This window comes from Nocardia sp. NPDC050175, from assembly GCF_044459885.1.
Lineage (GTDB): Bacteria > Actinomycetota > Actinomycetes > Mycobacteriales > Mycobacteriaceae > Nocardia.
Map to the genome: position 1 here is coordinate 863,365 of NZ_JBITJI010000002.1, position 25,840 is coordinate 889,204.

A 25,840-nucleotide genomic window follows, 5' to 3' on the forward strand; every position below is an offset into this window, starting at 1 on the left:
ATGAACGTCCTGATCCGGTGTTGTGCGGCGATGACGGCGAGGCAACGTGGCAGGTTCGGATACAACAGTCGTAATGGCTCTTCCCGGCACACTGCGGTGTACCGATTCGGTGGTGCAGTCCCACGCTCCTGGGCTGCTTCCCACCTCGGATCTACTTGTTCGGGCGTGCCGTGGACACCGCGTTGTCGGTGGTCCGCTGCTCTGGTTCGCCCGCGATCTCGCGGTGCTGCACGAGCGGCGACTGGTCGGCCGCGGCGGCTCGGTGGACACCGACCCGCTGGTCGTCCTCGAAATCGAGCGCCGCAGAGTCGAATTGGTCATGGCCATCGACGACTGGGTCGCCCGCAGCGTGCCCCAGCACCGACTCGGCGCCACCCTGCACACCGAGACCGTCGGCGCGGTCATCGACCGCCTCGCCGAATCCTCGGTCCGCGCACACCACGCGCTGATGACCCTCGACGCACACGACGAAAGACTGCACGGCGCATGGCATCACCTCGCCGAACTCGCCGACGCCTACGACGACCTCGTCCGCGACATCCTCGCAGGCAGACGCCGCCTCCCAGAGTGGTAACCCCAACCATGTAGCCCCACAACCCCTTCCCCCGCCCCCGCCGAAACGTGTGCGAGGTCGCAGGGTCGCGAGGTCTCACAGAGCATCCTTACCCCTCGCAGCGTTTGTAGTCGCTGTGAGGGGTAAGGAAGTTCTGTAGGTTCAGCTAAAAACCACCTGAGGCGTTGGCTTTTGGGTCCTAAGACCGGACCACAGCCAGTCTTCACGCTGGAACCCAGGCGTTGCCCATCAAAGGCTGCGGAAGAGAAGGTCGGGTACCCCACCTGACGTGCTCAGCACTACTCCGGTCATCCGATGAACCAGTCGAAAACCTCTGAGACAGCACACCACCGGAGATCTCTCAGCACACCAACCCGGACCGGTACGCCCAGAGACCCTCGGAATAGTGGACCTATCCGGGCAAGTGCTTCTTAGACCTCCGCACGCCGACAGTTCATAGAAGCTGAAGGCCTATCCACGTTTTCCCGTGAGTAGTGCTGGGCGCGTCGTGTGCCGTACCCGGCTTTAGGTGTGCGTCAGGTGCGCGATGTCGCGTTCTGGAGGTGGTCATCTGGCTGTGCTTGCGTGACAAGCGCTTTGGACAAGAGCGAGTAGGCGGTGGTTCGGCCTTCGCTGGATCCGGTGATGGACGCCGCGCATGAATTGTGCAGGCGCGCACGGTATTGCTGGCAATTTGGTGCGCATCTGCACAACTCGTGCGCGGGGAGGACTTGCTCGCCGTTGGTAGTGCGGATCTGCACTGGGACTCGGGATCGGCACTCGGAATAGGGCCCTATAGCCAGTGCAGGTCCCGAGTTAAGGTGCGGATTCTGCTGCCCGCGTGGCGAGTTGGTAGCCGCGCACCGCTTATGTGGGCCGCACACCCGGTATGCAGGGTGCGCGACTTCGGGGGATCAATCAGCCTGCGAAGTGAGCCCGCCAGCCGGTATGCCCGAGATCTGCACTCTGTCTCGGGATCTGCCTGGCAGTAGGGCGCCAATTCGGGTGTGCGATCCCGAGACAGGGTGCGTATTCCTCTGCCCGCGTGAGGAATTGGAAGCCGCTCGCCCTTTGTGCACCCGGCACACTCGGTATACAGGGTGTCCGGCTTACACAGGGGGTGAGCGGTTCAGCGTGGGCCGTGCTGTACCCGGGTTCACCACAGATCCGCACTCTCACTCGGGATCGGCACTCGGAATAGGGCCCTAGAGCCGGTGCTGATCCCGAGTGAGAGTGCAGATCTTGGGGGAGCGGAGGGGATGGGGCCCGTGTCACGTGACGGTGTGACATGGGGGTGTTTCAGGGTTGGTAGCGGCGGTGGTCGGTGGCGAAATCGTCGGCGATGGTGGCGGCGAGTTCGACGTAGGCGCGCTTGGTTTGTTTGTGGAGGCGGTGTAGGTCGATTTCGGCGCCTTCGGACATGTGGGCGTCGAACGGGATGATGTGTACGGCTCGGCAGCGGGAGAGGAAGTACTCGCGTAGTTGTTGGATGCCGACGTTCGGTGAACCGGCGCGTGGCGAGTTGATTACCACTACCGCGTTGCGGACCAGGTGGTCGTGGCCGTGTAGGGACAGCCAGTCCAAAGTTGCTGCGGCGCTTCGGGCTCCGTCGATTGCTGGGGAGGAGATCAGGACCAGCGAGTGGGCTAGATCTAGCACGCCCGACATCGCCGAGTGCATGAGGCCGGTGCCGCAGTCGGTGAGGATGATGTTGTAGAAGCGCTGCAGGATTCGCGCGACCGCGCGGTACTCCTCTTCGCTGAAGGCCTCCGACGCTGCCGGATCGCGTTCGCTGGCAAGCACTTCCAGACGGCTGGTGGCCTGGGAGGTGTGCCTGCGGACATCCGAGTAGCGCTGGATCGACGGGTCGAGCAGCAGGTCGCGCACGGTGGACCTGGTCTGCAGTGGAACCCGTTGCGACAGTGTGCCGAAGTCGGGGTTGGCGTCCACGGCGATCACCCGGTCGCCACGGATGGACGCGAAGATCGACCCGATACCCATTGTCGTGGTGGTCTTTCCGACGCCACCCTTCAGCGACAGCGTCGCGATCCGGTAGTCGCCGCGCACCGGTTGCCTGATCCGTGCGACCAGTTCCTGCAGCCGCATCTCCTCCGCGGACAGGCCAGGATTGATCGCGCCACCCGAGACGTGATGCACAGCCTTACGCCAGCCGCTGCCCGGCGACTTCTTGGCCCGCCGCATCGGTACGTCGTCCAGTGAAGGCGGCGGACCGGACTGATACTGCACACCCGGTTGGTACTGCCCACCGGGCGGAACCTGCCCTGGCGGGCGACCCCACTGTCCCGGCGGCGCAGGAGGTGTACCCGGCGCTTGCCCGCCCATCTGCGGTCCGGCGAATCCGCCGGGCGCCCGCGACGGCGCCTGGGGCTGCTGCGGTCCGAGCTGCTCGCTGCCCGGTGCCTGTCCGCCCACCAATGGCGGTGTCTGACCGGCGGTTTCGTCGGTTGGTGCCGGTGCTCCTTGGTTGCGCCAGGGTTCGCCGGGTGCCTGCGGGCCACGTTGTTCATTACCCGGTGCCTGTCCGCCCACGAAAGGCGGTGTCTGACCGGTGGTTTCGTCGGTTGGTGCCGGTGCTCCTTGGTTGCGCCAGGGTTCGCCGGGTGCCTGCGGGCCACGTTGTTCATTACCCGGTGCCTGTCCGCCCACCAATGGCGGTGTCCGACCGGTGGTTTCGTCGGTGGAGCCGGGTGCGCCCTGGTTGCGCCAGGGTTCGCCGGGTGCCTGCGGGCCACGTTGTTCGCTGCCCGGCGCTTGTCCGCCCACGAAAGGGGGTGTCTGACCGGCGGTTTCGCCCGTCGGTGCCGATGTTGCCTGGATGCGCCACGGCTCGCCGGGTGCCTGCGGACCAGGCCGTTCGCCACCTGGAGCTTGTCCACCAGCGGGGGACGGTGTCGGCGTGACGATTTCGTCTGCCCACACCGGGGCCGCCGCGTTGCGCCACGGCTCGGCAGGCGCCGACGGGCCTGGCTGTTCGCTGCTCGGTGCCTGGCCGCCGGCCGTGGGGGATGGGTAGCCGGTCGGGCCACCCGGTGCGTGCGGGCCGCCCGGGGCATGCGGATCGGCCGGTGGCTGTGCGAGGTTGTTCGGCTGCGGTGCTTGCTGACCGGCCTGGTCGGCAGCCCCTGGCTGTCCCTCGATCTCGGAGGGCAGGCGGTGCCGGCCACTGCTCGTCGTCCGAGACGTTCCGGCGTTGGAAGAGGCCACCCAACCGGGTGTCTGTCGACCGGAGTCACGTTGCGGCGGGCCGGATTCGGCGCTACTCGGTGTCGATTGCCCGGTCAGCCAGGCGGGCGGTTGCGACGCTGCCGTGCCGTTCGGGCCTTGCTCGGCGGCTGGGCGATCAGGCTGCGGCACACCGTGTGGGCCGGTGTTGCCGGGGGCCTGCGGTCCGCGCTCCGGTCCGGTCGGGCCCGACGGTGTCGAGCTCGCGGCGGGTGCTCGGCTCGGGAGTTCCTGATTCGGCGGTGTGCCGGAAGGCGTCGTCGCACCACGCTCGGTGCCCGGCTGTCCGCGATCCGGTGTGTGCTGCGTGCGGCCTCCGGTGACAGGTTCCGGAGTTGTTGTCGCGCTTGGTCGCTCGGCAGGCGCCACACCGTCGCCGGGGGCACGATTCGGATCCTGCGGTCGCTCTTGCGCTGCCGAAGGCGTTGCGGGGCCCGGTCGTTGGGTCGCTGCGGTGTCGCGCGATGACTGCGGTTCCCGGCTCGGGGCAGGGGGCTCTTGTCCGCGCTGCGGTGGACCAGCCACGCCACGCGTCGGTCCCTGCTCGGCGGGTGGCGCTGCCGACCGGTCGACCGGCGGATTGCCCTGCGACGGTGGGGGATCGGGCAGTGGTGGACGGCGGGGCGGTTCGATCGGACCGGTCGCAGGCTGTTCAGGCCTCGGTCCGGCCAGCCACGGCGGCGGGCCGCTGGACTCGGCGGGTGCGGAACGCTCGGCGGGTGCTTGCGACACACCGGTCGACGCCTGCGGCGGCTCGGCCGTCGGCGCTTGCTGCGGCGGATCCGGAAGTGGCGGTGGCGGCGGCAGATCGGGCCGGGCCGGCTGGTGCCGGGTGGTCAGGTCTTCCGATGCGGGCGGCTCGGCCGCGGTACGCCTGCCGAGCGGCTGGAAGGCCGGCGGCGGCGGGCCAGGGTTGCGGGTGGGCAGCCCTTGCGCGGGTGCTCCGGTGCGCTGCTGGGGTGCTTCGGTGCGCGGTGCTTCGGTGCGCGATGCGTCCGTCCGCGGCGGTCCGGCCTGCCACGGGTCATCCTGACGCGGCTGGACGTACGCGTTCAAACCCGGCTGGCGCCACGGGTCGTCGCGCGGAGACTCGGGCTGCGGCGCTTCCGGCTCCCGCGGCACCGGTTCCGGCGCACGTCCGTGCGGTGCGGGCTGCTGCTCTTCGGCGGGCTGCTCGCTGTTCTTGTCGCGACCCCAGCGTCTACCGCGCTTCTCTTGACGCCCGCGTCTGCGGCTAGGTCCCTCTTCGATCAAATCGTCGGAGGGAAGGTTCTGTACCGGCGCTTCGTAGCCGACCTGTGTGACATCGCTCTCGGACAGCCACGGCGGCAGCATGGGGAGGCCGTCATTATTACGGCTCACAACTCCACCTCGCTAGCGCTCGGCTCCGTCGTGCCCGTGGGCGCTGCGTTGATGGCGTGCTCGCTGCGCTCGCTCGCTGTCTCCACCTCGCTAGCACTCGGCTCCGTCGTGCCCGTGGGCGCTGCGTTGATGGCGTGCTCGCTGCGCTCGCTCGCTGTCTCCACCTCGCCAGCGCTCGGCTCCGTCGTGCCCGTGGGCGCTGCGTCCGGGGTTCGCTCGCTGCGCTCGCTCACGGATCCCCCTCGATCTGCTCGACCCTTTACCTGGACAGCGGTCAGTTTACGCGACGTCCGGACACGGCAGCAGGGCAGGAGGCCAGGGGCTCACAGGCCCCGATTCCGTACTCTGATCGGGCGAAAAGAGTACCGGTGGGCGGTGCTGGCACAGGCCATTTTTGCCGGAACCATCCGGTACCGGTAAGCTGGAGCGGCGGTGCACCTATGCGCCGACTGTTTGTGTGTCTACCGGTCACTTCGACCGACAGATCCATGTAAGCAGAAACAAGCCAAACAAACCAGGTTGAGCGTAACCGGGATCGCGGAGGACATGGCGAAGAAAGACGGGGCCATCGAGGTCGAGGGTCGAGTTGTCGAGCCGCTGCCCAATGCGATGTTCCGGATCGAGCTCGAGAACGGTCACAAGGTTCTCGCGCACATCAGCGGGAAGATGCGGCAGCACTACATTCGTATCCTCCCCGAGGACCGCGTGGTCGTCGAGCTGTCGCCCTACGACTTGTCGCGCGGCCGGATCGTCTACCGCTACAAGTGATCGCGTTCGTCGCGGTCATGTCGGCGTGAGTCGGCAACCTGCCCCGGTGTGAGCCGGGAATCGGGTCACTAGACCCATCACAGACTTCCCCAGCCGGTTGGGCTGGGGAAAAACTGTGTTCACACCCGTGTGAACCACAACAAGATTGGACGGACGTGAAGGTTCAGCCGAGCGTCAAGAAGATCTGCGAGAAGTGCAAGGTGATCCGCCGTCACGGTCGGGTCATGGTGATCTGCGACAACCTGCGCCACAAGCAGCGCCAGGGCTGATCAAGCGGGGCTCACGCCTCGTCGATCACCAGCCGGGCACCGATCACTGATCGGCTTGGCCAAATAAAGAAGAACTCCCAGCTCCAGCCGCACGCTGCGGTATTCCGGGTTCGCTCGGAAGGCGTGTGCGCCAACCACCGGTACGGAGGCCGGTGCCCCAAATCAAGACGAGGGGACGGACAGGGAGCAGACCTCCGCAACAGCTAAGGAACCTGCCACATGGCACGTCTCATGGGCGTTGATCTCCCGCGCGAAAAGCGCATGGAGATCGCGTTGACCTACATCTACGGCGTCGGCCGTACCCGCTCCAAGGAGATCCTCGCGGCCACCGGCATCAGCCCGGACCTGCGCAGCAAGGACCTCAGCGACGACCAGGTGACGCAGCTGCGTGACTACATCGAGAGCTCGCCCGAGCTCAAGGTCGAAGGTGACCTGCGCCGCGAGGTGCAGGCCGATATCCGTCGCAAGATCGAGATCGGCTGCTACCAGGGCCTGCGTCACCGTCGTGGCCTGCCCGTGCGTGGTCAGCGCACCAAGACCAACGCGCGCACCCGCAAGGGCCCGAAGCGCACCGTCGCCGGCAAGAAGAAGTAGGGGATAACCGATGCCTCCGAAGTCCAGGGCCTCCGGCCCCAAGAAGACCCAGAAGTCGCGTCGCCGGGAAAAGAAGAACGTCCCGCACGGCCACGCGCACATCAAGAGCACGTTCAACAACACCATCGTGTCGATCACCGACCCGGCAGGCAACGTCATCTCGTGGGCGTCCTCGGGCCACGTCGGCTTCAAGGGTTCGCGCAAGTCGACCCCGTTCGCCGCGCAGCTCGCCGCCGAGAACGCTGCCCGCAAGGCGCAGGAGAACGGCGTCAAGAAGGTCGACGTCTTCGTGAAGGGCCCGGGTTCGGGCCGCGAGACCGCGATCCGTTCGCTGCAGGCCGCGGGCCTGGAGGTTGGCACGATCTCCGATGTCACCCCCCAGCCGCACAACGGCTGCCGTCCGCCCAAGCGTCGTCGCGTCTAGCGGGAAAGGAAACAGATAAAAAATGGCTCGTTATACAGGCCCCATCACCCGCAAGTCGCGTCGTCTGCGCGTCGACCTCGTCGGCGGCGACCAGGCGTTCGAGCGTCGCCCCTACCCGCCCGGCCAGCACGGCCGCGCGCGGATCAAGGAGAGCGAGTACCTGCTCCAGCTGCAGGAGAAGCAGAAGGCTCGCTTCTCCTACGGCGTCATGGAGAAGCAGTTTCGCCGGTACTACGAAGAGGCCAACCGCCTCAAGGGCAAGACCGGTGACAACCTGCTGCGTCTGCTCGAGTGCCGTCTGGACAACGTCGTGTACCGCGCCGGTCTGGCCCGTACCCGTCGTCAGGCTCGCCAGCTGGTCTCCCACGGTCACTTCACTGTGAACAACCGGAGCGTCAACGTTCCGAGCTTCCAGGTGACCCAGTACGACATCATCGATGTCAAGGAGAAGTCGCTCAGCACGCTGCCGTTCCAGGTGGCGCGCGAGACCGTCGGCGACCGTCCGGTTCCCGGCTGGCTCCAGGTCATCCCGGGCCGCCTGCGGATCCTGGTGCACCAGCAGCCCGAGCGCGCCCAGATCGATGTGCCGCTCTCGGAACAGCTGATCGTCGAGTACTACTCGAAGTAACACGCTGCTACATGGTGTGTGATCCATCGAATCGGTGGATCACACACAACCCCTTAAACGAGGCGTCAAATAGCGGGCGCCCAAACAGGAGGATGATCCTAAATGCTGATTTCACAGCGTCCGACACTGACCGAAGAGGTCGTTGCCGAGAACCGCTCGAAGTTCACCATCGAGCCGCTCGAGCCCGGTTTCGGTTACACCCTGGGCAATTCGCTTCGGCGTACCCTGCTGTCCTCGATTCCGGGGGCCGCGGTCACGAGCATTCGTATCGACGGCGTGCTGCACGAGTTCACCACCGTCCCCGGCGTGAAGGAAGATGTCACCGACATCATCCTGAACCTCAAGGGTCTGGTCGTGTCCTCGGAGGAGGACGAGCCGGTCACGATGTACGTGCGCAAGCAGGGCCCCGGCACCGTCACCGCCGGTGACATCGTGCCGCCGACCGGTGTCGTCGTACACAACCCGGACATGCACATCGCCACCCTGAACGACAAGGGCAAGCTGGAGATCGAGCTCGTGGTCGAGCGCGGTCGCGGCTACGTCCCCGCCGTGCAGAACAAGGCGTCCGGTGCGGAAATCGGCCGGATCCCGGTGGATTCGATCTACTCGCCGGTGCTCAAGGTGACCTACAAGGTCGAGGCCACCCGTGTCGAACAGCGCACCGACTTCGACCGTCTGATCCTGGACGTGGAGACCAAGAACTCCATCAGCGCCCGGGACGCGCTCGCCTCGGCGGGCAAGACCCTGGTCGAGCTCTTCGGCCTGGCCCGTGAGCTCAACGTCGAAGCCGAAGGCATCGAGATCGGCCCTTCGCCGGCCGAGGCGGACCACATCGCCTCGTTCGGTCTGCCGATCGAGGACCTGGACCTCACCGTCCGGTCCTACAACTGCCTCAAGCGCGAGGGTGTGCACACCGTGGGCGAGCTCGTCGCCCGCACCGAGTCGGACCTGCTGGACATCCGCAACTTCGGCCAGAAGTCCATCGACGAGGTCAAGGTCAAGCTGCACGCGCTCGGCCTCTCGCTCAAGGACAGCCCGGCGTCGTTCGATCCTTCGTCTGTGGTGGGTTACGACGCGAGCACCGGAACGTGGAGCGACAGCGGCACGTTCAGTGACACCGACGGTGGCGAGCAGGACTACGCCGAGACCGAACAGCTCTAGGCCGCTGGGGTAGGCACCCCGGCCCGGCCTCACACAAGGAGAACAAACAATGCCCAAGCCCAAGAAGGGTGCTCGCTTCGGCGGGTCGGCGTCGCACCAGAAGGCGATCTTCGCCAATCTGGCGACGGCGCTCTTCGAGCACGGTCGTATTTCGACCACCGAGTCCAAGGCCAAGGCGCTGCGCCCCTACGCCGAGAAGCTTGTCACCAAGGCGAAGGGCGGCACCCTGGCCGACCGTCGCGAGGTGCTCAAGGTGATCCGCAACAAGGACGTCGTGCACGAGCTTTTCGCCACGATCGGCCCCTCGTTCGAGGGTCGCGAGGGCGGCTACACGCGCATCACCAAGACGCTGCCGCGTAAGGGTGACAATGCGCCGATGGCCATCATCGAGCTGGTCCGCGAGAAGACCGTGACCAACGAGGCCGACCGGGCTCGTCGGGTCGCGTCCTCCAAGAAGACCGAAGAGGCCCCCGCCGCTGAGGTTGTCGAGGAGACCGCTGACGAGGCTGTTGCCGAGACCGCCGAGGTCGAGGCGCCCGCTGCCGATGAGGCCGCTGAGGACAAGAAGGACGAAGACAAGGCCTGAGGTCGCGTCCAGTTCTGAAACGAGCCCGCCGCCCGCTTATGCGGGTCGGCGGGTTCGTTCGTTGACCAGGAGATCGAAGTGAGCGCGGAGGACTCGATGCTGTCGGCTGCCACGTCGTCGGATTCGGCTGAACCGAAGCAGGATTCGGTGGCGACAGTGCGTCCGTCGAGCCGCTTCCGGCTCGACATCAGTTACGACGGGACCGATTTCACCGGCTGGGCGCGACAGCCCGGGCTGCGCACCGTGCAGGGCGTGCTCGAGGAATCGTTGAGCAAGGTGTTCCGCGAGCCGGTGCAGCTGACCGTCGCGGGTCGCACGGATGCCGGCGTGCACGCCGAAGGGCAAGTCGCGCACTTCGATACGGCCGCCGAGGTCGACACCGACAGGCTGGTGCATCGGATGGCGCGCTTTCTGCCGAAAGACGTGCGCATCAAGGAGATTCGCGTCGCCCCGCCTGAATTCGATGCTCGTTTCTCGGCGATTCGCCGTCACTACGTATACCGGCTGACCACCGCTCCCTACGGCGCCGAGCCGCTGCAGGCGCGCGGCATCGTCGCCTGCCGCCACGACGTCGATATCGATGCCATGCGCGTGGCGTCCGGAAAGCTGTTGGGCCTGCACAACTTCGCCGCTTTCTGTCGTCGACGCGAGGGCGCGACAACGGTCCGCGAACTGCAGCGTTTCGACTGGGCCCGGCACGGCGATCTGCTCACCGCCTACGTCAGCGCGGACGCGTTCTGCTGGTCCATGGTGCGCAGCCTGGTCGGTGCCGTGCTGGCGGTGGGCGAGGGCCGCCGCACCCCGGACTGGGTCGGCGGCCTACTGACCGAAACCGAACGTTCCAGCTCGGTCACCGTCGCTCCCGCGCACGGTCTGAGCCTGGTCGCCGTCGACTATCCCGCCGACGCGGACCTCGCCGCCCGGAACGCGCAGACCAGAGAAGTCCGCACGGTGCCGTCCGGCGAAGGCTGTTGCGGCAGCTGAACCGTGCAGTCCGAGGTTTCGCTGTGACGGAATAGGAACGTTGGCACGGTGGTTCCGCAAAGCATGACAAACGAGGGTCTCGGACGGTTCGGTGTGTGGCGGGCGTACAACCTTTTCACTCCGGAAGACGCGCAGGAGCTGGAGAAATCCGGCTACGGCACGCTGTGGCTCGGGTCGTCGCCGCCCGCCGATCTGTCGACCGTCGAGCCGTTGCTCGAGGCGACGGAGACGATCAACGTGGCCACCAGCATCGTGAACATCTGGTCCTCGCCCGCGAAGCAGGCCGCCGAGTCGTTCCACCGGATCGAGGCGCGGTTCCCCGGGCGCTTCCTGCTCGGCGTCGGCGCGGGTCACCCCGAGCACACCGGTGAGTACCGCAAGCCCTATGACGCCCTCGTCGAATACCTCGATGAGCTGGACGAATTGGGCGTTCCGGTCGAGCGCCGCGCCGTGGCCGCCCTCGGCCCGCGTGTGCTGAAGCTCGCCGCAGCGCGTTCCGCGGGCCCGCTGCCCTACTTCGTCCCGTCGACGCATACCGCGCAGGCCCGCGCCACCCTCGGCCCGGACGCGTGGATCGCCACCGAGCACAAGGTCGTGCTGACCGACGATGCGCAACAAGCACATTCGCTCGCTGATGGCATCGTCGGCTTCTACCTCGGCCTCACCAACTACGCCTCGAACCTGACCAGGCTCGGCTTCAGCGACGAAGAACTCGCCAACCCCGGTGGCCGCGTCTTCGACGCCGTCATCGCCCACGGTAACGCGGATCAGGTTGTTGCCCAACTGAATGCGCACCTCGACGCAGGCGGCAACCACGTCGCGATCCAGGTCCTGAACGAGGACTACCTCGCCGTGCTGCGTACGCTGGCCCCGCTGCTGAACAGCAACGCCTGAGCGGCGCACGTACCACCATTCGCACCCCGCACGAGGTCGAGAGACCTTGTGCGGGGTGCGATCTTGTACCGGCGGTGACCAGGGGAAGTTCGGCGAGCAATCGTCCTAAGGGACTGTTAGGAACGGGCCCAGAACGTTCCCTTCCGCCTGTGACAGCAGACACACTCGATCTCGGCTGACGCGCTGATGCGTCGAAGAAGGAGATCTTGTGACTACGACAAAGCCCGTGAGCGAGCGGCGGGTCGTCGCGAATGTGCTGCGCGGATCCATCGGCAACCTCGTCGAGTGGTACGACTGGTACGTCTACGCCGCGTTCAGCGTCTACTTCGCGAAAACGTTCTTCCCCAAGGACGATCCGACGGCGCAGCTGCTGTCCACCGCCGCCGTTTTCGCCGTCGGCTTCCTGATGCGTCCCATCGGCGGCTGGCTGCTCGGCCGCTACGCCGACAAGTTCGGCCGCCGCTCCGCGCTGACGCTCTCGGTAACCGTGATGGCGGCGGGTTCGCTGCTGATCGCGGTGACCCCCGGCTACCAGACCATCGGCCTCGCCGCGCCCGCGATCCTGCTGATCGCCCGGCTGCTGCAAGGCCTTTCGGTCGGCGGCGAATACGCCACCAGCGCAACGTATCTGTCCGAGGTCGCCTCGTCGGGCAAGCGCGGGTTCTACTCGAGCTTCCAGTACGTCACGCTGGTCGCCGGTCAGCTCGTCGCGCTCGGCGTGCAGATCATCCTGCAGCAGTTCCTGACCAGCGCGGAAATGAACAACTGGGGCTGGCGCATCCCGTTCTTCATCGGTGCGGCGGGTGCGCTCATCGTGATGTGGCTGCGGCGCAGCATGGACGAGTCCGAGCAGTTCCAGGCCGCGGCCGCGGATCCGGAGAACCGGGTCTTCATCACCGACGGGATCGCCGAGCACGCCTATCAGTACGGCAAGGACAAGGCCGCCGAGTCGGCCGCCGCGCAGCGGGGCGAGCCGAAGCCGCCGCCCGCGCGTGGCTCGCTGCGGATGCTGCTGCAGTACCCGCGCGAATGCCTGCTGGTGATGGGTCTGACGCTCGGTGGCACGGTCGCGTTCTACACGTACACGACCTACATGCAGAAGTTCATGATCAACACCTCGGGCATCTCCAAGGGCACGGTCGCCTGGATCAACTTCATCGCCCTGCTCGTGTTCGTGGTGCTGCAGCCGCTGGCCGGCGCGCTGTCCGACCGGATCGGGCGGCGCAAGCTGCTGATCTTCTTCGGCGTCGCGGGCACGCTGCTGACCGTGCCGATCATGACCGTGCTCGCGCACACCACGAACGTGCTCGCCGCGTTCGCGCTGATGATGCTGGCCTTGGTGATCATCACCGGCTACACCTCGATCAACGCCATCGTGAAGGCGGAGCTGTTCCCGACCAAGATCCGCGCGCTCGGTGTCGGCCTGCCCTACGCGCTGACCGTCGCCATCTTCGGCGGCACAGCGGAAACCATCGCCCTCTGGCTGAAGCAGGCGAACCACGAATCGGTGTACTTCTGGTACGTCGCCGGGTGCATCCTCATCTCGCTGGTCACGTACTTCTTCATGCGCGAGACCTCGGCCTCGTCGACCATCGATACCGAGCAGCCCACCGCCACGGACGCCGAGCCTGCTCGTCCGTTGGCCCAGCATGCGTGACTGACCGCCCGCCACCCGCGCCGATCGACCCGCTGTGGGACGATCGGCGCGTGCGGCTTGCGGTGGTCGAAGATGACGACGGCGTCGGTGACGCGCTGGTCGAGGCGCTGAACGCCCGGGGCTACCGGGCGGAGCGCAAACGACGTGGCGCGGATCTGCTGATGTCGCACCGTGGCTATGACGCGGTCATTCTCGATCTCGGTCTGCCCGATGCCGACGGGCTGCAGATCCTGCGGCAGTTGCGGGAAGTGAGTCAGGTGCCGGTGCTGATCCTGACCGCGCGCAGTGACGAGCGTTCGATCGTGCGTGGGTTGCGTGGCGGTGCGGACGACTACATCGTGAAGCCGCCGCGGATCGCGGAACTGATGGCCAGGCTGGAGACCGTTACCCGGCGCGCGGCCGCCGCGGCGCAACCGGCGCAGGCGGTGGTGGTCACCGGGGACGTGCGGGTGGATCTGCAGGCGCGGGTGGTCGAGGTGGGCGGCGCGCCGATCACGTTGACGCAGAAGGAATTCGAATTGGTGCAGGCGCTGGTGGAGCGGCCGGGTGCTGCGGTGAGCCGCCAGCAGCTGATGGATCGGATCTGGGGTGACGCGTTCGTCGCGGTCTCGCGATCGTTGGATGTGCACATGACGGGGCTGCGCGCGAAGCTGAATCGGCCGGGGCTGATCACCACGATTCGCGGCTACGGGTATCGGTGGGGGCAGTGACCAGGGGTAGGCCATGCGGCGCCGGCTACTCATCGCGCTGACCGTGTTCGCCGCGATCGCGGTGCTGGCGTTCGCCGTCCCGCTGTCGCTGACGGTAGCGACGAGCCGGACCCAGCAGTTGGTGCTCGCCCGCTCCGGCGACGCCGATCGGTTCGCCACTCTCGCCGCTGCCGCGTCGACTGCGGGCGACAGTCGCGCGCTGTCGGACGAGGTGGGTCGCTATCACGAGCTGTACGGCGAAAACGTGCTGGTAGTCGATGCCAAGGGCGCGACAACCGCCAACGGTGGCGCGAACATGGACGATCCCGGTATCGGCGCGGCGGTCGCGGCGGCGCGGCGAAATCAGCGACCGCACGCGGAGGATCAGCTGACGCCGTGGGGTGCGCGGACCATGCTCATCGCGCGTCCGGTCGGCACCGGTGTGCAGGTGAACGGCGCGGTGGTGATCGAGGCGTCGACCGCGCGTGCGCGCGCCGATATCGCGCGGACCTGGGCGTTGATCGTGCTCGGCGGTGCGGTCGCGATGGCCCTGTTCACCTTGCTTGCCCTGACTTTGAGCCGCTGGGTGCTGCGGCCGCTCGCGGCGCTCTCGCACGCGGTCGCGGATCTCGCTGCGACACTGCCCAAGCCGCGGGTCGAGACGCTCGCCGCGGAGCATTCGGTATCGATCGCCAGACATCACGGCGGGCCACCTGAAATGCGCGCCGTAGCGGAATCTTTCGACGCCATGGCGCTGGCGGTGGCGGACTCGGTGGACGCGCAACGTCAGCTCGTCGCCGACACCGCGCATGCTATGAGGAACCCGTTGGCTGCCTTAACAATTCGACTCGATTCGCTGGAACATGCGGTACCCGGCAACGCGGCGAACACGTTTCGCAGCGCCAGCGCGGAGGTCGAACGGCTGACCGCGCTACTCGACGGCCTGCTGGCGCTGGCCTCCGCCGAAACTCCGGCCGCCTTCGACCTGACCGAGCTCGGTGAGGCCGACAATCATTGCGACGCCGTACAGGTGGTCGCCGACCGCTTCGACGCATGGCGCTCGGCGTACGAAGCCGCGGGGCAGGAAATACTCGTCAGCCCGTCGACCGAGCATGCCGACGTCGCCGTCTCTGCCGACGTACTCGCGCAGATTCTCGATGTGCCGCTGAGCAATTCGTGTCGTTACGCGGGATCCGGCACGCGAACCGTGGTCACCGTGCGTACCGAGCCCGGCTGGGTCACCGTCACCATCCACGACGACGGCACCGGTGTCCCCGCCGACGAGATCGACCGCCTCACCACCCGTTTCTTCCGCGGCTCGACGGCCATCAGCGGCGGCTCCGGCCTCGGCCTCCCCATCGCCGCCGCCCTCGCCCAAGCCCGTGGCGGCACCCTCACCGTGACATCGATGAACCCGCACGGCCTCGCTGTACACATCAGACTGCCCGCGGCGGAGTCCGCATGACAGAGCGCTGGAACTGGTTGGTGCGGCACCCTCGTCGTGGCGGCGATGAACTCGCACGGCGTCGTCGTGCCGATCAGACTGCGCGCAGCGGAGTCCAGATGACAGAGCGCTGGGATTGGTTGGTGCGGTGCACTTGTCGTGTCGGCGATCGACCCGCATGGCCTCGTCGTGCGTTTCAGGCTGCAGGCGGCGGCGTCTGTATGACCGAACGCTCGAGCTTGGTGCGGCACTGTCATCGAGCGCGCTTGGCGGAACGGAACTGGTTGGCGTGGGCGGCATTCGGCGCTGCGGGCGAGCGGGGGGTGTCATGGCGATGATGGGACGGCGGGGGTTTCTCGCGCTGACCGGCGTGGCCGCGGCGAGTGTCGCCGGGTGCGGGCCGAGTGGTGGTGGGCCGCTCGTGCGGCTGGCTTCGGGTGAGGTCGGCGGGTTCTACTACGCGTTCGCGGGATTGCTGGGTGCCGCCGCGGCCCGGTCGGGGGACGTGCGGATCGAGCGGGTGACTACGTCGGGGTCGCAGGAGAACCTGACGATGCTGGCGCGTGGTCAGGTGGATGCGGCTCTGGCGCTGTCGGATTCGGTCGGGGACAGCACGGATCGGATGCTGGCGCTCGGTCGGGTGTATGAGAATTACCTGCAGCTCGTGGTGCGGTCGGACAGTTCGATCGGGAGTGTCGCGGCACTGCGCGGCAGGAGGGTGAGCCTGGGGGCCGATGGGTCGGGGGCGGCGCTGACCGGTGACCGGATCCTGCGGGTGGCCGGGCTGAATCCCGAAGTGGACGTGCAGGTTTCGCATCGGCCACTGCGGGAGGCGATGGCGGAGTTGATATCAGGGGAGGCGGACGCGCTGCTGTGGGCGGGCGGTGTGCCGACGAGCGCGCTGGAGATCCCCAAACGCATGCGACTGGTGGACATGGGTGAGCTGGCCGTGCCGATGCGCGAGCGATTCGGCCCGGCTTACGACCGGGTGGAGATTCCCGCCGACGCCTACCCCGGCGGCGTCGCCGTGCACACCATCGGAGTGGCGAACTACCTGCTCGCCGCCGCGTCCACGCCCAATGATGTGGCCGCATCGATCGTGGAACTTCTGGTGTACCAAGCTGATTCGCTGGTGCCCACCGAGGCGGCGGGGACGCAGTTCCTGGATGGCCGTTCCCTCATCGGCACCGCACCGGTCCCGCTGCACCCCGGCGCCGCCGAGGTCTACCGCCGCTGGCACGGTTAGCGGCCGTTCGAGCAACGAGCGCGGGTCAGGAGCGGACCAGCCGGGCGATGGCGTCGGTGGCCTCTTTGATCTTCGCCTCGGCCTCGGGTCCACCCGCGACCGCGGCGTCCACCACGCAGTGGCTGATGTGGTCTTCGAGCAGCCCCATCGCCACCGCCTGCAGCGCCTTGGTCATCGCGGAGACCTGGGTGAGGATGTCGATGCAGTACTTCTCCTCCTCCACCATCCGCTGCAGCCCGCGCGCCTGGCCCTCGATCCGGCGCAGCCGCTTGAGGTAGTCGTCCTTTGCGGTGATGTAGCCGTGCGCGGCATGATCGTGCGCGGTGTGGTCCTGTGGGGTGGGTGTCACCGTGTCTCCTCGCTGGCCGCCCGGTCGGCGGCCGGACCGGAATTAATACCCCCCTAGGGTACAGTTTTCCGCCGGACTTGTCAGGTCGGCGCTGGTCCGCCGGGGTAGCGCGGGCGTGCTGCGGCTCGATGTGCGCTGGGAGTTTCGATCCCCGTCGCGCGGCGGCCGCGCCGAGACGAGAGAATTGGTGCATGAGTTCGCATGCCAAGCCCGCGCTCGCCGTCATCGGCGGCAGCGGCTTCTACGATTTCTTCGACGACGAGTCGACCAATGTCGAGGTAGAAACCCCCTACGGGGCGCCGAGCGCGCCGATCGCGGTCGGCGAGGTGCAGGGTCGCCCGGTCGCGTTCCTGCCGCGGCACGGCAAGAATCACGAATTCGCCCCGCACACCCTGCCGTACCAGGCCAACATGTGGGCGCTGCGTTCGCTGGGGGTGCGCCGGATCTTCGCGCCGTGCGCGGTGGGCAGCCTGCGCGCGGACTGGGGTCCCGGCACGGTGGCGGTGCCGGACCAGCTGGTCGACCGCACCTCCGGCCGCCCGCAGACCTTCTTCGACGGCGGTGGCGTGCACGTCTCGTTCGCCGACCCGTACTGCGACGACCTGCGTACCGCGACGGTCAAATCCGCCGACGACACGCTGCCGATGAAGGGCGCGGGCACCATGGTCGTCGTGCAAGGTCCGAGGTTCTCCACCAGGGCCGAGAGCCGCTGGTTCGCCGGGCAGGGCTGGGACCTGGTGAACATGACCGGACACCCGGAGGCCGTGCTCGCCAGGGAACTCGAGATGTGCTACGCCGCAGTCGCTTTGGTGACCGACCTGGACGCGGGGTTGGAGGAGGGCGGCGGTGTGCACGCGATCGATGTCTTCGCCGAGTTCAAGCGCAACCTTGCCCCGTTCAAGGACCTGATCCGCCGCTCGGTGGCCGCGGTCACCGATACCGACACCTGCGATCGGTGCCGTGTACATACCGGAGTGTCGCTGCCTTTCGAGCTACCGTGACCCAGGTGGGGTGCCGAACAAAGGTGCGGTGAATGAGAGTGCTGGTCACCGGCGCGGCCGGTTTCCTCGGAACACACGTGTGCAAGGTCGTGTCTTCCGCAGGACATGAGGTAATCGCGGTCGATCTGATGCTCGACGCGGTGCACGGTCCGGACGCGGCGCCGCCAGCGGGCGTTTCGCGGGTGGACGTGCGCGACGCCGACGCGCTGGTGCCGCTGCTGGCGGGCATCGATGTGGTCTGTCATCTCGCCGCGGTCAGCGCGGGCGGCCCGGCCGACTTCGCGACGCACAATGATCTCGGCACCGCGGCGCTGCTCGGCGCGATGGAGCGGGCGAAGGTGCGCCGGCTGGTGCTCGCCTCCTCGATCGCCGTGTACGGCGAGGGCCGCTACCGCAGCGTGCGCGGCGGGCCGTTCTTTCCCGGGGTGCGCAGGCGCGCGGATATGGATCGGGGTCTGTTCGATCACCGGGCGCCGCGCACCGGGGATGTGCTGACCTGGGAGCCGGTGAACGAGGATGCGCCGCTGCGCCCGCGCGGGAGCTACGGCGCGAGCAAGGTGGCGCAGGAAAACTATGCCTTCGCTTGGGGATTGAACGTCGGCGGCGCGGTGACCGCGCTGCGGCTGCACCAGGTCTACGGCGACGGTGCGCGCGCCGGCATGGTCGGCCAGGTGCGGGCCGCGCTGGACGCTGGGCGCGCGCCGCATGTGTTCGAGGACGGTGGGCAGGTTCGGGATTTCGTGCATGTGCGCGATGTCGCCGCGGCCATGCTCGCGGCGATCGAACGGGCGCTGCCCGGGTTCGTTCCGTTGAATATCGCGTCGGGGCGGCCGATCACGCTGTGGGAGGTCGCCTCGATCATGGCCAAGGCGTGCGGCGGGCCGACGCCGGTGGTCACCGGGGAGTATCACCTCGGCGATGTGCGGCATTTCGTTGCCGATCCCGAACGGGCCAGGCGGACACTGGGTTTCAGTGCGGTGGTGGCGCCGAGACAGGGGCTGGCCGAGTTCACGGCGGCTCCGGTTGCCGCAGCTCCGGCGAAGGTGGCTTCGGCGACAGGCGCGACGGTTTCAGCCGAAGCCGCGACGGCAGGCTGACAGTCACCGGGCCGGTGGGCGCTCGATGATATCCAGTTGGATGAGGGCGAATTCCGGTGTGCCCGTGCTGCCGCCGGGGAGCGGTGAGGCCGCCAGGTCGGCGATGAGCCAGTCGCCGGTGTCGGTGGCCAGGCGCATGCCGGGCATTGTCACCCGTTCGGAACCGGATCGGATGTCGTTGCGGGCAACAATGATTCGGTCTCGATCGGCAGGGTGCGGCACGGTGCGTTCGTCGGTGCCGCGACCCCAGCGCAGCCCGGGAACGGGGTCGGTGACCCAGCGGATCAGCCGCACCTGGGCCAGGTCGACGATCGCGAGGTAGAGGTTCGGTTGTGCGCCGCGCAGCAGGTCGAGGGTCGCGGCCTCGAACGATTTCCGTTGCGGCGCAACACTGTCGGTGACATCGATGGCCAGGCCGACCCAGTGGTACCGGTTCTCGTCCGGGTTGCGGGCGGCGAGCAGCAGCGTGCGCGGACCGGTCGGCGCACGCACGGTCGCCGTGTCGAGCCACCGGTCGCCGGGTGCGGACCTGGCCAGCGTGGCCACGAGATCGAGTGCGCCGTCGAATCTTTCGATCAGCTCGAAGGACTCCGCGCCGATCCAGACGATGCGGTCGTGCGCGAAATGCGGTCCGAGGTCGTGCGGGAGGGCCTCGATCCGGCGGGCGCGCGCGTCGACCCCGAACGCGGCGACGCCGACCGGCGGCGGGGGATCGCCAGTGCCCACCCAGAGGCGAACGGCATGCACCCGGTTGTCCGGCCCATGCAGCGGTACCACCAGGATGCGTTGGCCCGACCAGGTGTGCCGGGACTGCGGCAGCTGCTGGTCGACGATCGAACCGGTGGTGTAGGCGGTGGCGACGAGGGGCTGTAATCGCGTGGATACCGCGCGCTGGAACGACTTCCATTCGCGCGGCGCCGTGCCGACCGCGAGCAGCGACCAGGTATCGACGTGTCCGAGCGTTTCGATGAGCAGCCAGCGCCCGAGTATCACAAATCCCCCTCCCGAGTCGAACACTATGCCACGGTCAGGCTGATAGCCAGTGCATATCGTGCCTGATTCGGCGGTGCGGGTCGAGCTCCGGGCCCGGTTGCGAGGTCAGTGTGCGAAGTCGGCGGCGTGCGTGTGCGCCCACTGTTCGAAGGTGCGCGGCGCGCGTCCGGTGAGGTCGCGCACGGTGGGGTACAGCGTCTCCTCGTTCAGCGTGCCGTCGGCGAAGAAGCTCAGGAAGGCGTCGACATAATGCTGTGGCATGGTGGCTGCCAATTCGGCCTTGGTCTCCTCGGTCGTGAGCCCGTGCGCGACCAGTTGCCGGTCCAAAACCGCAGCCAGCGCCGTGATTTGGTCGGCGGGCAGCAAGGCCTGCGGGCCGGTCAGCTCCAGGACTCGGCCGTCGAGATCGTCGCCGGTGAGGGCAAGGGCGGCCACGGCGGCGATGTCGGCGGGATCGATCGCGCCGACGCGAACATCGGGGAACTGCACCCGGACCGTGTCGCCGACCGCGAGCTGGGGCAGCCAGCGCAGGGCGTTCGACATGAACGACCGCGGCCGCAGGAACGTCCAGGCCAGTTCGGATTCGCGCACCGCCTGCTCGGACAGTGTCATGTAGCGGGAGACTGCGTTGTCCAGGTCCTGCAGGCCCGCCGCGGCGCTCGACAGCAGCACAATCCGTTGCACGCCAGCCTTTTTCGCGCGGTCGAGGAAGTCGGCCTGGTTGTCGTAGCCCGGCAGCAGAAACAGCGCGCTCACTCCGTCGAGGGCATCGGCCAGGGTCTCCGGGCGGTTCAGATCGCCGGTCACCGCCGTGACACCGGCAGGCAGTGTGGCCTTCGCCGGATCGCGCACCAGCGCGCGCACCTGGGTGCCGGACTCGCTCAGCGCTTGCACGAGTTCGCCGCCGATGTTTCCGGTGGCGCCGGTTACCAAGATCATTTCGTCTTCCTTTCGGACCGTCTCGCCCGCGTTAAGCTCACGCGATGGACACTCCGTTGCGGCTCGAGGTCATCGTGGCCAGCGTGCGTCCGGAGCGGTTCGCTCCGGTGGTCGCCGACTGGTTCCTGCGCACATTACGCGCGCATCCCGAATTCGACACGGGTGTCATAGATCTGGCAGAAACCCACCTGCCCACCGACCTCACCGACACCCCCGAGGTCACGGCCTACCGCTCCCGCCTGGCCGCCGCGGACGCCTTCGTCGCGATCACCTCCGAGTACAACCACGGCTACCCCGCCGCCCTGAAGACCGCCCTCGACACCGCCAAACACGAATGGCGCGCCAAGCCCATCGGTTTCGTCTCCTACGGCGGACTCTCCGGCGGCCTACGCGCCGTCGAACAGCTGCGTCAGGTCGTCGCCGAGATCCACATGGTCTCGCTCCGCGAAACCGTCAGCTTCCACCAGGCCAAGCGCCAATTCGACGCCGCAGGCGAAACCAAGGACGGCGCCGCCATCGACGCCGCAGAACGCATGCTCCGCCAATTGTCCTGGTGGGCAAGAACTCTCCGCACCGCCCGAACCACCGACCCCTACCCCGCCTGACCACTGCCGCACACAGGCTCGCTCGCCGCGCACCAATCCTCTCGCCGCGCACGAATTGGTCGGCAATTTCGCGCGCGCCACGAGATAACGCGCGCAGCGGGGGCGGATACGACACTCTTGCGTCACGCGGCCGTCGGCCACGCACCGATTAGCGTGCTGCGCATCAATGTGCCTGCGGCGCACTGGTTGTTCGGCCGCGCACGAAATTGCTGGCGAATTCGTGCGCGCCGCACTGGAACGCGCGCGGCACGTTGGTTGCCATCGCGCGGGTCAGCCTGCGCTCGGGACGGGGGTGCCACGGCGGCCGCGGGGGTGGCCGATGTAGGTGGCTTCGCGGGGGATGGAGACGAGGGTGAGGTCTACCTGGGCGGTGCCGGTGCGCAGGATGACGTGGTTGCCGATCGCTTGGGGCTGGTGGATGGCGAGGTCGGGGCGGGTGGCGGGCCAGCCCATCGGGTCGCCGGTGACGTAGATGGTGGTGACACCGGCGTGCGGCGCGGGTGCGAGGACGCCGTCCACCACGGTCGCGGTGAAACCCGCGTCGGACTGGTGGGTTTCGACCGCGAGGGTGAGCCGCTCGGGGTTGCCGATGGTGGTGACCAGGTTTTCCCAGGCGTGCGCGCGGTCGGTGCGGATCAGGATGCGCTCGCCGACCGCGAGCGCGCGGAACACCAATTGCTGTGCGAGATAGAGCTCTCCGGCCACGTAGACGGTCGAGATGCCCGCGCCGACGATGCGGACCGCGACGCCGTTGCCCTCGTCGTCGGAGCCGATCAGCTGCCCGCAGCCGGAGGACGGCAGGTGTAGCGCGTCGATCACGTCGATCGGGTATTCGCTCATCGGCACGGTGGCGTCCACGCCGGGCACGGCCAGCGGCAGGTGGGCGAGCAGCCCGTCGCGGTGCCGCCCGTGCATCGACACCATGCCGGAAAGCTTGCTGCGCTCCGGCAGTTCCCGCGCGGTCAGCCGCCACGCGGCGCCGATGCTCACCGACTCGGCCGAGCTACCCGGCCGCAGCCGCACCGCAACGGTGGTGCCGCGCGACGGCGCCACCCACAGCTGCGCGAGCAGGTCCGAGCCGAGCCGCTTCGGGTCGACAGCCATGCCGATGTTCACGCTGTTGCCGATTTCGGCGTAGCGCCAACGATGTTCGAGGGTGCGCGGGTCGAAGCCGCTGGTGATCTGGAGAACCGCTTTGCGGATTTCCGGCGCGGTCAGGATGCGCGCGTTGCAGTCGGCGTCTTCGAGCGTGCGCATGATGCGCTGGGTCGCGATGGTGACCGCGCGGGACGCGCCCTCCGCGCCGCCACCACGCCGGGCGGCGGCTTCCGGACAGGCCACCGCGTCGAAACTGATCGCCAACCAGACGGTGCGATGTGCGGTGGCGGGCAGCGGCCCGAGCAGCGACTCGTAGATCTTGCCCGCAGGGGTACCCGACCTGCTGCGGTGTCCGTGGCTGACAATGTCGATGCCGCTCAGCAGGATGTCGTGCTGGCTGAGGCATTTCGCCAGTTCCGGCAGCGGCAGCAGGTGCGAGGCGTGCACGGTGTTGCGGGCGATCCTGGTCAGCCCGCCGGGCGGCGCGAGCACCTCGACGACCGTGACCACCCGGCTGCCCTCCCAGTACAGCCCGAGCGAGCGCCCGTCGGTGCCGCGGTAGTCGACGGTCTGGCCGATCGTGTACTCACGCTTGGTGAGGTAGCGCCACCAGGTCGCGATCCAGTCCAGCACGGTGCGCTTGGCGATCGGGATCAGCGGAATCAGCGCGACGACGATGCCCACCCCGAGCGCGATCAGCGGCTGTAGTCCGGCGAGCAACGCCACCACGCCTGCGATAAAGCCGATGACCTGCGCAATCAACAGATTCTGCAGCGAGATTCGGCCAAAGAGCGGCCGTGGTCCCGCCCCGGCAGGTTCCGCCATCGTCGTCCCCCAAGTACCCGGTGTCGGCCCTTTAATAGTGGCCGAGCTGAACAAGAGTCCTCGGGAACTGTACTGTGTTGCGCGAACGTGAGCACTGTTCGGGGGAGGAATAATGCCTTCAAAACCCACCACTCGGTGGCAGGTCAGCGGCTACCGCTTTCTGGTCCGCCGGATGGAGCACGCCCTGGTCCGCCGGGACGTGCGGATGCTGCACGACCCGATGCGCTCGCAGTCGCGGGCGTACGCGGCCGGGCTGGTTTTGGCGATCGTCGTGTTGGCCGGTTGTGGTGTCCTGGCGTTGCTGCGTCCGCAGGACAAGATCGGCGACAACAAGATCCTGATCGCGAAGGAATCCGGCGGCGTCTACGTGCAGATCGACGATGTCGTGTACCCCACCCTCAACCTCGCCTCGGCCCGCTTGGCCGCGGACAGCGCGGCCAAGCCCACGATCGTCAAGGACTCCGAGCTCGGCAAGAAGCCGCGCGGCCAGCTCATCGGCATCCCCGGTGCGCCCAGCTCGTTGATTTTCGATAAAGCGGGCAAGGGGCGGAGCTGGACCGTCTGTGATTCGTTGAAGACCGATGGCAGCGACGACCGCACCACCTCCGTGTTGATCGGCGACCTCGAGCTCAGCGATAGGGCATCGGAGCTGGGCAAAGACCAGGCGTTGCTGGTGAAGGGCAAGACTGCGACCTACCTGGTGTGGAACAACACGCGAGCGCGCGTGGATATGAACGACCCGTACGTCACGGAGCCGTTGAAGATCCGCGGCGCGACGCCGCGCCCCATCAGCGAGGGGCTGCTGAACTCCATTCCGGAAGTAGCGCCGATCGAGCCGCCGAAGATCGCCGATCCAGGCGGGATTCCCAACGGCTACACGATCAACAATCTGAAGATCGGTACGGTAATTCAGCGCTCCGGTAAGGCAGATCAGAACTACGTGTTGCTACGGGATGGATTGCAGCCGATCAGCCCGCTGACTGCCGATATCATTCGGGCATCGCAGCGAAACCCGGACCACGGAACGGCCGTCAGCGACAACGAGGTGACGCTGCCGCCGCCGTCCAATGCTTTGCAGGTGAGCACGTACCCGGTGACCACGCCGACGATCGTCCAGTCCAACTCTCGTCCGGTGAGCTGCCTGTCTTGGCAGCCGGTCGCCGGCGCGGCAGGTAATGCTGACGTCGCCGTACGCGCGAAGCTGTCGGTGATCGACGCCACCGAACTCCCGATGCCGAAGAGTGCCAAGCTCGTCCCGCTCGCGCAGGCCGACGGCAAGGGCGACAACGTCGACTCGGTGTACTTCAAGCCGGGCTCGGGTGCCTTCGTCCAAACCACCGGCATCGAAGTCGACAGCCGTCGCAAGGACAGCTTGTTCTACATTTCCGACACCGGCGTGCGCTTCGGCATCAAGAACAAGGATGCGGCGAAAGCGCTGGGGATGGACATCGAAGGCGGCGTGACGCCGGAACCCGCACCGTGGCCGATCGTCGGTCTACTCGCGGGCGGACCGACCATGGGCCGCGAAGAAGCGATGGTCGCGCACGACGGTATGGCACCTGACCCGAGCCCGGCCAAGCAGCCGGTCGCCTCGGCGAAGTAGCTATCGGCCGTCCGCACCAACGGAATTCGAGGTTTCCGCGGGGCGGTTCGCGTGTAGCGCGGCGACCTCCGCGCGCAACGCACGAATCTCCTCGACCAGCACCGTCATCTCGCGATCGGTGCGGTCGGCGGACTCCTCGACGGTCTTCAGCTGATCGATCACCCAGCTGGTGGTGGTGCCGATGGCGAAGGAGATGATGCCGATGCCGAAGGTCATCAGCACCAGGGAGATCAGCCTGCCTTCGACGGTGACCGGGTAGACGTCGCCGTAACCGACCGTCGTGACCGAGACGGCCGACCACCACAGTGCGTCACCGAAATTCAGCACTTTGCTGCCCTCGACGCCGTACTCGGCGTCGAAAAAGGCCAGGCTGCACAGGAATAGGATCAGCACCGAGCTGGCGCCGACGAACACCGAAAGCCGGGTTCGGTGCGTCAGGGTATGCCGGTTCAGGGTGCCGAGCACCAGCACCGCCGCCCGCACCAGCCGCAGCGGGCGGAACGGTGGAACGAGCACGATCAACAGTTCCACCGGATGTGTGCGCAGGAATTGCCAACGGCGAGTGGACAACCCGAACCGCATCAGAAAGTCGGCGGCGAACAGCACCCAGATCACCACGTCTACCCGTTCGAGCCAGGCATCCAACTGTGGCGAGGCACCGGTGTCGAGCACGAACCAGGCGTAGACGCCGAGAAACAGCACCGCGAGCACCACCATCGGCACCGCGGTGACCTGCTCCCACGCCTGCCTGCGACTGCGCCCCTGCTCAGCGAGCGCGCTGCTGACTGCTTGTTCTTGCTGCTCCATGGGAACTACCTGCGTCGATTC

At 67.4% G+C, this 25,840-nt stretch carries 24 protein-coding genes; 18 read left to right on the forward strand and 6 right to left on the reverse strand.

Annotated features, from left to right (window positions below; translation table 11 throughout):
• Window positions 1–73 precede the first annotated feature (73 nt).
• Entirely contained in the window at window positions 74–574 is a 501-nt protein-coding gene (locus ACIBK2_RS09365) for a DUF4254 domain-containing protein (RefSeq protein WP_379286808.1), read from the forward strand.
• Window positions 575–1,852: 1,278 nt separating this feature from the next.
• Here ACIBK2_RS09365 and ACIBK2_RS09370 read toward each other — a convergent pair.
• A complete protein-coding gene (locus ACIBK2_RS09370) occupies window positions 1,853–5,158 on the reverse strand; it encodes an AAA family ATPase (RefSeq protein ID WP_396965346.1) in 3,306 nt (1,101 codons plus the stop codon).
• A gap of 546 nt (window positions 5,159–5,704) precedes the next feature.
• Between ACIBK2_RS09370 and infA the strand changes: the two genes are divergently transcribed.
• From infA to ACIBK2_RS09435, 13 genes are all read left to right on the forward strand, one after another.
• Window positions 5,705–5,926, forward strand: a complete 222-nt coding sequence (infA, locus tag ACIBK2_RS09375) for a translation initiation factor IF-1 (protein ID WP_003418601.1) — start codon at window positions 5,705–5,707, stop codon at window positions 5,924–5,926.
• Window positions 5,927–6,081: 155 nt separating this feature from the next.
• The gene (gene rpmJ / locus ACIBK2_RS09380) at window positions 6,082–6,195 is read left to right on the forward strand and encodes a 50S ribosomal protein L36 (protein ID WP_011207363.1); all 114 of its coding nucleotides are present in this window, start codon (window positions 6,082–6,084) and stop codon (window positions 6,193–6,195) included.
• Between the two features lie 219 nt (window positions 6,196–6,414).
• Window positions 6,415–6,789: a 30S ribosomal protein S13 gene (rpsM, locus tag ACIBK2_RS09385; protein WP_218473860.1), complete on the forward strand. Its 375-nt coding sequence runs from the start codon at window positions 6,415–6,417 to the stop codon at window positions 6,787–6,789.
• Window positions 6,790–6,799: 10 nt separating this feature from the next.
• The gene (gene rpsK / locus ACIBK2_RS09390) at window positions 6,800–7,213 is read left to right on the forward strand and encodes a 30S ribosomal protein S11 (protein ID WP_040731638.1); all 414 of its coding nucleotides are present in this window, start codon (window positions 6,800–6,802) and stop codon (window positions 7,211–7,213) included.
• Between the two features lie 22 nt (window positions 7,214–7,235).
• On the forward strand, window positions 7,236–7,841 hold the full coding sequence (gene rpsD / locus ACIBK2_RS09395) for a 30S ribosomal protein S4 (RefSeq protein ID WP_357386299.1): 606 nt from the start codon (window positions 7,236–7,238) through the stop codon (window positions 7,839–7,841).
• A 102-nt stretch (window positions 7,842–7,943) separates the two neighbouring features.
• Window positions 7,944–9,002, forward strand: a complete 1,059-nt coding sequence (locus ACIBK2_RS09400; RefSeq protein WP_014981770.1) for a DNA-directed RNA polymerase subunit alpha — start codon at window positions 7,944–7,946, stop codon at window positions 9,000–9,002.
• 49 nt (window positions 9,003–9,051) lie between these two features.
• A complete protein-coding gene (gene rplQ / locus ACIBK2_RS09405) occupies window positions 9,052–9,588 on the forward strand; it encodes a 50S ribosomal protein L17 (RefSeq protein WP_357386302.1) in 537 nt (178 codons plus the stop codon).
• Window positions 9,589–9,684: 96 nt separating this feature from the next.
• Window positions 9,685–10,572, forward strand: a complete 888-nt coding sequence (gene truA / locus ACIBK2_RS09410; RefSeq protein ID WP_396965897.1) for a tRNA pseudouridine(38-40) synthase TruA — start codon at window positions 9,685–9,687, stop codon at window positions 10,570–10,572.
• A 63-nt stretch (window positions 10,573–10,635) separates the two neighbouring features.
• Window positions 10,636–11,466 carry an LLM class F420-dependent oxidoreductase gene (locus ACIBK2_RS09415; protein WP_396965351.1) on the forward strand — a complete coding sequence of 277 codons (831 nt, stop codon included), beginning with the start codon at window positions 10,636–10,638 and terminating at the stop codon, window positions 11,464–11,466.
• 208 nt (window positions 11,467–11,674) lie between these two features.
• On the forward strand, window positions 11,675–13,123 hold the full coding sequence (locus ACIBK2_RS09420; protein WP_396965353.1) for an MFS transporter: 1,449 nt from the start codon (window positions 11,675–11,677) through the stop codon (window positions 13,121–13,123).
• A 50-nt stretch (window positions 13,124–13,173) separates the two neighbouring features.
• Complete coding sequence (locus ACIBK2_RS09425) at window positions 13,174–13,833, forward strand: response regulator transcription factor (protein ID WP_396965899.1); 660 nt, start codon at window positions 13,174–13,176, stop codon at window positions 13,831–13,833.
• A 13-nt stretch (window positions 13,834–13,846) separates the two neighbouring features.
• Window positions 13,847–15,277, forward strand: coding sequence for a sensor histidine kinase (locus ACIBK2_RS09430; protein WP_396965355.1), 1,431 nt, complete (start codon window positions 13,847–13,849; stop codon window positions 15,275–15,277).
• 313 nt (window positions 15,278–15,590) lie between these two features.
• Window positions 15,591–16,502 carry a TAXI family TRAP transporter solute-binding subunit gene (locus ACIBK2_RS09435; protein ID WP_396965357.1) on the forward strand — a complete coding sequence of 304 codons (912 nt, stop codon included), beginning with the start codon at window positions 15,591–15,593 and terminating at the stop codon, window positions 16,500–16,502.
• A gap of 25 nt (window positions 16,503–16,527) precedes the next feature.
• On the opposite strand, the gene ACIBK2_RS09440 is transcribed toward ACIBK2_RS09435, so the two are convergent.
• Entirely contained in the window at window positions 16,528–16,851 is a 324-nt protein-coding gene (locus ACIBK2_RS09440) for a metal-sensitive transcriptional regulator (protein WP_357386312.1), read from the reverse strand.
• Between the two features lie 191 nt (window positions 16,852–17,042).
• Between ACIBK2_RS09440 and ACIBK2_RS09445 the strand changes: the two genes are divergently transcribed.
• Together ACIBK2_RS09445 and ACIBK2_RS09450 are read left to right on the forward strand one after the other, a co-directional pair.
• Complete coding sequence (locus tag ACIBK2_RS09445) at window positions 17,043–17,852, forward strand: S-methyl-5'-thioadenosine phosphorylase (protein WP_396965360.1); 810 nt, start codon at window positions 17,043–17,045, stop codon at window positions 17,850–17,852.
• 32 nt (window positions 17,853–17,884) lie between these two features.
• Window positions 17,885–18,949 carry an NAD-dependent epimerase/dehydratase family protein gene (locus ACIBK2_RS09450; protein WP_396965362.1) on the forward strand — a complete coding sequence of 355 codons (1,065 nt, stop codon included), beginning with the start codon at window positions 17,885–17,887 and terminating at the stop codon, window positions 18,947–18,949.
• A 3-nt stretch (window positions 18,950–18,952) separates the two neighbouring features.
• Here the strand turns inward: ACIBK2_RS09450 and ACIBK2_RS09455 are convergent, their stop codons facing one another.
• Together ACIBK2_RS09455 and ACIBK2_RS09460 are read right to left on the reverse strand one after the other, a co-directional pair.
• Window positions 18,953–19,942 (reverse strand): GAF domain-containing protein, encoded by a 990-nt coding sequence (locus tag ACIBK2_RS09455; RefSeq protein WP_396965364.1) that lies wholly within the window; start codon window positions 19,940–19,942, stop codon window positions 18,953–18,955.
• Window positions 19,943–20,047: 105 nt separating this feature from the next.
• The gene (locus tag ACIBK2_RS09460) at window positions 20,048–20,881 is read right to left on the reverse strand and encodes an NAD(P)H-binding protein (protein ID WP_396965366.1); all 834 of its coding nucleotides are present in this window, start codon (window positions 20,879–20,881) and stop codon (window positions 20,048–20,050) included.
• Between the two features lie 44 nt (window positions 20,882–20,925).
• Between ACIBK2_RS09460 and ACIBK2_RS09465 the strand changes: the two genes are divergently transcribed.
• The gene (locus tag ACIBK2_RS09465) at window positions 20,926–21,486 is read left to right on the forward strand and encodes an NADPH-dependent FMN reductase (RefSeq protein ID WP_396965368.1); all 561 of its coding nucleotides are present in this window, start codon (window positions 20,926–20,928) and stop codon (window positions 21,484–21,486) included.
• A gap of 270 nt (window positions 21,487–21,756) precedes the next feature.
• Here ACIBK2_RS09465 and eccE read toward each other — a convergent pair whose 3' ends face one another.
• A complete protein-coding gene (gene eccE, locus ACIBK2_RS09470; protein WP_396965370.1) occupies window positions 21,757–23,409 on the reverse strand; it encodes a type VII secretion protein EccE in 1,653 nt (550 codons plus the stop codon).
• A gap of 112 nt (window positions 23,410–23,521) precedes the next feature.
• On the opposite strand from eccE, the gene eccB reads away from it, so the two are divergent.
• Window positions 23,522–25,012: a type VII secretion protein EccB gene (gene eccB, locus ACIBK2_RS09475; RefSeq protein ID WP_396965372.1), complete on the forward strand. Its 1,491-nt coding sequence runs from the start codon at window positions 23,522–23,524 to the stop codon at window positions 25,010–25,012.
• Here eccB and ACIBK2_RS09480 read toward each other — a convergent pair whose 3' ends face one another.
• The gene (locus tag ACIBK2_RS09480; protein WP_396965374.1) at window positions 25,013–25,819 is read right to left on the reverse strand and encodes a potassium channel family protein; all 807 of its coding nucleotides are present in this window, start codon (window positions 25,817–25,819) and stop codon (window positions 25,013–25,015) included.
• Window positions 25,820–25,840 lie beyond the last annotated feature (21 nt).

What these genes read in the sequence shown, in the direction of transcription:
- ACIBK2_RS09365 (WP_379286808.1), top strand. Translation starts at nt 74, where the DNA reads ATGGCTCTTCCCGGCACACTGCGGTGTACCGATTCGGTGGTGCAGTCC.
- infA (WP_003418601.1), top strand. Translation starts at nt 5,705, where the DNA reads ATGGCGAAGAAAGACGGGGCCATCGAGGTCGAGGGTCGAGTTGTCGAG.
- rpsM (WP_218473860.1), top strand. Translation starts at nt 6,415, where the DNA reads ATGGCACGTCTCATGGGCGTTGATCTCCCGCGCGAAAAGCGCATGGAG.
- rpsK (WP_040731638.1), top strand. Translation starts at nt 6,800, where the DNA reads ATGCCTCCGAAGTCCAGGGCCTCCGGCCCCAAGAAGACCCAGAAGTCG.
- rpsD (WP_357386299.1), top strand. Translation starts at nt 7,236, where the DNA reads ATGGCTCGTTATACAGGCCCCATCACCCGCAAGTCGCGTCGTCTGCGC.
- ACIBK2_RS09400 (WP_014981770.1), top strand. Translation starts at nt 7,944, where the DNA reads ATGCTGATTTCACAGCGTCCGACACTGACCGAAGAGGTCGTTGCCGAG.
- rplQ (WP_357386302.1), top strand. Translation starts at nt 9,052, where the DNA reads ATGCCCAAGCCCAAGAAGGGTGCTCGCTTCGGCGGGTCGGCGTCGCAC.
- truA (WP_396965897.1), top strand. Translation starts at nt 9,685, where the DNA reads ATGCTGTCGGCTGCCACGTCGTCGGATTCGGCTGAACCGAAGCAGGAT.
- ACIBK2_RS09415 (WP_396965351.1), top strand. Translation starts at nt 10,636, where the DNA reads ATGACAAACGAGGGTCTCGGACGGTTCGGTGTGTGGCGGGCGTACAAC.
- ACIBK2_RS09430 (WP_396965355.1), top strand. Translation starts at nt 13,847, where the DNA reads ATGCGGCGCCGGCTACTCATCGCGCTGACCGTGTTCGCCGCGATCGCG.
- ACIBK2_RS09435 (WP_396965357.1), top strand. Translation starts at nt 15,591, where the DNA reads ATGATGGGACGGCGGGGGTTTCTCGCGCTGACCGGCGTGGCCGCGGCG.
- ACIBK2_RS09445 (WP_396965360.1), top strand. Translation starts at nt 17,043, where the DNA reads ATGAGTTCGCATGCCAAGCCCGCGCTCGCCGTCATCGGCGGCAGCGGC.
- ACIBK2_RS09450 (WP_396965362.1), top strand. Translation starts at nt 17,885, where the DNA reads ATGAGAGTGCTGGTCACCGGCGCGGCCGGTTTCCTCGGAACACACGTG.
- ACIBK2_RS09460 (WP_396965366.1), bottom strand. Translation starts at nt 20,881, where the DNA reads ATGATCTTGGTAACCGGCGCCACCGGAAACATCGGCGGCGAACTCGTG.
- ACIBK2_RS09465 (WP_396965368.1), top strand. Translation starts at nt 20,926, where the DNA reads ATGGACACTCCGTTGCGGCTCGAGGTCATCGTGGCCAGCGTGCGTCCG.
- eccE (WP_396965370.1), bottom strand. Translation starts at nt 23,409, where the DNA reads ATGGCGGAACCTGCCGGGGCGGGACCACGGCCGCTCTTTGGCCGAATC.
- eccB (WP_396965372.1), top strand. Translation starts at nt 23,522, where the DNA reads ATGCCTTCAAAACCCACCACTCGGTGGCAGGTCAGCGGCTACCGCTTT.
- ACIBK2_RS09480 (WP_396965374.1), bottom strand. Translation starts at nt 25,819, where the DNA reads ATGGAGCAGCAAGAACAAGCAGTCAGCAGCGCGCTCGCTGAGCAGGGG.